This is a genomic window from Parabacteroides sp. AF39-10AC (assembly GCF_003635405.1).
GTDB classification, from domain to species: Bacteria; Bacteroidota; Bacteroidia; order Bacteroidales; family Tannerellaceae; genus Parabacteroides; species Parabacteroides distasonis.
Genome location: NZ_QTLP01000067.1, coordinates 1 through 2,737 on the forward strand (window position 1 = coordinate 1; position 2,737 = coordinate 2,737).

Here is a 2,737-nt window from a genome sequence, read left to right on the forward strand (position 1 = left end):
AGACTTACAAAGCTGTATGCTTAATCCCCCAGGTTTATCGGGTGAGCCGTTTTATTGGTCTCAAAGATAAACATTCCAAATATAACAACCTCATGCCATCAGGCAAAATCCATCGAACCGGATGATATCGTACTAAAATATGTATTAAAGGAAAATTTAAAAAGAGGAAGGAGAAATAAAAAGCGGTCTGGACGGGACTCGAACCCGCGACCCCATGCGTGACAGGCATGTATTCTAACCAGCTGAACTACCAGACCAAAATGTTATTCTTTATCGCTATTCCGTTGAATTGCGATGCAAAGATAGGTGGATTTTTTGAATTCGCAATAGTTTAGGATGAAAAAATTAGAACAAATCGATAAATTTCATACTTTTGTCCCCCATATATAATTAACACTAGCATGAAAAATACTCCTGTAGACTATCAGACAGCCAGACGGATTATCGATGGCTTTGGACTTCCCGATTTTGGGAAAGCGACTATCCGGGAGGTAGTTGCCATATCCACGCAATTGGAACAAGAAACGGGAACCGAGTTCATCCATATGGAAATGGGCGTACCGGGCTTGAAAGCCGCTCAAGTAGGCGTAGACGCTGAGATCGAAGCCCTTCGTAGCGGTATAGCGTCTATCTACCCGAACATCAACGGAACTCCCGAAGTGAAAAAGCAAGCTTCCCGCTTTATCAAGGCGTTTATAAATATAGATATAGACCCGGAGTGTTGCGTACCCGTAACCGGTTCCATGCAGGGCACATACGCCTCTTTCCTTACGGCCGGACAATGTACGCCGGGAAAAGACACCATCTTGTTTATCGACCCCGGATTCCCCGTGCAGAAACAGCAAATAGCCGTTATGGGCTATAAATATGAGTCGTTCGACGTATACGAATATCGTGGCGAGCGATTGCGTGAGGCCTTGGAAGCGCATCTTTCCAAAGGCAATATTGCTGCGATGATCTATTCCAACCCGAACAATCCGGCTTGGTTTTGCCTCACCGACGAGGAGTTGAAGATCATCGGCGAGATGGCCAACAAATACGACGTGATTGTCATAGAGGACCTCGCCTATTTTGCCATGGATTTCCGCAAGGACCTCGGATGTCCTTTCGAGCCTCCTTACCAAGCGAGCGTAGCCCGTTATACCGATAATTATATCATGCAGATATCCGGTTCCAAAGCGTTCAGCTATGCCGGACAGCGTATCGGCGTGACAGCGATCTCCAATAAACTTTACCATCGCTCCTATCCGGGATTGACTCAGCGTTATGGAGGCGGTACGTTCGGTACGGTATATATCCACCGTGTCTTATACGCCCTATCTTCCGGAACCAGCCACTCCGCCCAATTCGCCTTAGCCGCCATGTTCAAGGCCGCCGCGGACGGTACGTTCGACTTTGTCTCGCAAGTGAAAGAATACGGACGTCGTGCGGAGAAACTAAAGAAGATTTTTACGGATCATGGTTTCACAATCGTTTATGATCACGATCTGGACCAACCGATAGCCGACGGTTTCTATTTCACGATCGGTTACCCGGGAATGACCGGCGGACAATTGATGGAAGAGCTGGTTTATTACGGAGTAAGCGCCATATCATTAAGTACCACAGGCAGTAACCAACAAGGACTACGGGCTTGTACCTCTTTCATAAAAGATCACCAATATGATTTGCTGGACGAAAGACTGAGATTATTCGAGGAAAATCATCAAGCATAAATTAACAATAAGCCCGGTCGGTTCACGTTTATTAACTTGAATCCCGGGCTTTTCATTTGCTTCTTATTAAAAAACGCCTTATATTGTCGGTGAATTAGTAACAACCTAACATTCACGATCATGGCATCTTATAAAAATATATTTAAAATAACACATAACGATGTCCTTCCTATTCAAGGAAGTATTCTGATTGCCGAGCCTTTTTTACAAGATGCCTATTTCCAACGTTCCGTCGTATTATTAATAGAGCATACGGAACACGGATCGATGGGATTTGTCTTGAATAAAAAAACGGATCTTATCGTAAACTCTTTTTTCAAGGAGTTTGCCGAATTTCCGGAGATACCGATTTATCTGGGGGGGCCGGTCAGCCCCAACCGTTTGTTCTTTATTCATTCCTTAGGGGATAATATCATTCCGGACGCGTTAAAGATCAATGATTATTTATATTTCGACGGGGATTTCAACGCATTGAAACGATACATCCTCAACGGGCACCCAATCGATGGGAAAGTGAAGTTTTTCTTGGGATATTCCGGATGGACCGAAGGGCAATTAAACCATGAAATCAAACGGAACTCGTGGGCCGTAAGCCATATCACCACCGATAATATCCTGTCTGCCGACGGGGAGGGCTATTGGAAAGATTCCGTAGAATTATTAGGCAATGATTATAAAACTTGGACAAAATATCCGAAGGACCCGTATTTAAATTAACTGCATTATGCAGACATCGGAATAACCATCCGGTGTCCTGATCCAGTCCTTAAGCGTCCCCGCCTCGACAAATCCCAGACGGGTAAATAATTTCTTGCTAGGCTCGTTCGCCACGGGAATATGCACATAAAGTTGATGAAGCTTCAAAAACGTATAAGCGTATTCCATCAATAGTCTTAACGCTTCCGTAGCGAAGCCACGTCCTTGATACCTACGGTCCAGCATAATACCGCAAGCCGCCCGATTCGGATGCGGCTCTGGGTACAAGAAAGAAAGCTAAGTATTTGATAATCCAATACTTAGCT

Annotated in this window: 2 protein-coding genes, 1 tRNA gene and 1 pseudogene; 2 read left to right on the top strand and 2 right to left on the bottom strand. The window is 44.8% G+C overall.

Features of this window, described 5'->3' with window-relative positions:
- Nucleotides 1-183: 183 nt before the first annotated feature.
- Nucleotides 184-257, bottom strand: a tRNA-Asp gene (locus DW033_RS24115).
- Between the two features lie 144 nt (nucleotides 258-401).
- On the opposite strand from DW033_RS24115, the gene DW033_RS24120 reads away from it, so the two are divergent.
- Nucleotides 402-1,715 (top strand): pyridoxal phosphate-dependent aminotransferase, encoded by a 1,314-nt coding sequence (locus tag DW033_RS24120; RefSeq protein WP_044544905.1) that lies wholly within the window; start codon nucleotides 402-404, stop codon nucleotides 1,713-1,715.
- A gap of 120 nt (nucleotides 1,716-1,835) precedes the next feature.
- Complete coding sequence (locus DW033_RS24125; protein ID WP_005856219.1) at nucleotides 1,836-2,432, top strand: YqgE/AlgH family protein; 597 nt, start codon at nucleotides 1,836-1,838, stop codon at nucleotides 2,430-2,432.
- Here DW033_RS24125 and DW033_RS24130 read toward each other — a convergent pair.
- Nucleotides 2,424-2,690 (bottom strand): annotated as a pseudogene (locus DW033_RS24130) (GNAT family N-acetyltransferase); the annotation flags it as partial. The gene DW033_RS24125 and the pseudogene DW033_RS24130 sit on opposite strands and share 9 nt — an antisense overlap.
- Nucleotides 2,691-2,737 lie beyond the last annotated feature (47 nt).

Bases quoted from the DNA above. Each gene is read 5' to 3' on its own strand.
- DW033_RS24125 (WP_005856219.1), top strand. From the start codon at position 1,836: ATGGCATCTTATAAAAATATATTTAAAATAACACATAACGATGTCCTT.
- DW033_RS24120 (WP_044544905.1), top strand. From the start codon at position 402: ATGAAAAATACTCCTGTAGACTATCAGACAGCCAGACGGATTATCGAT.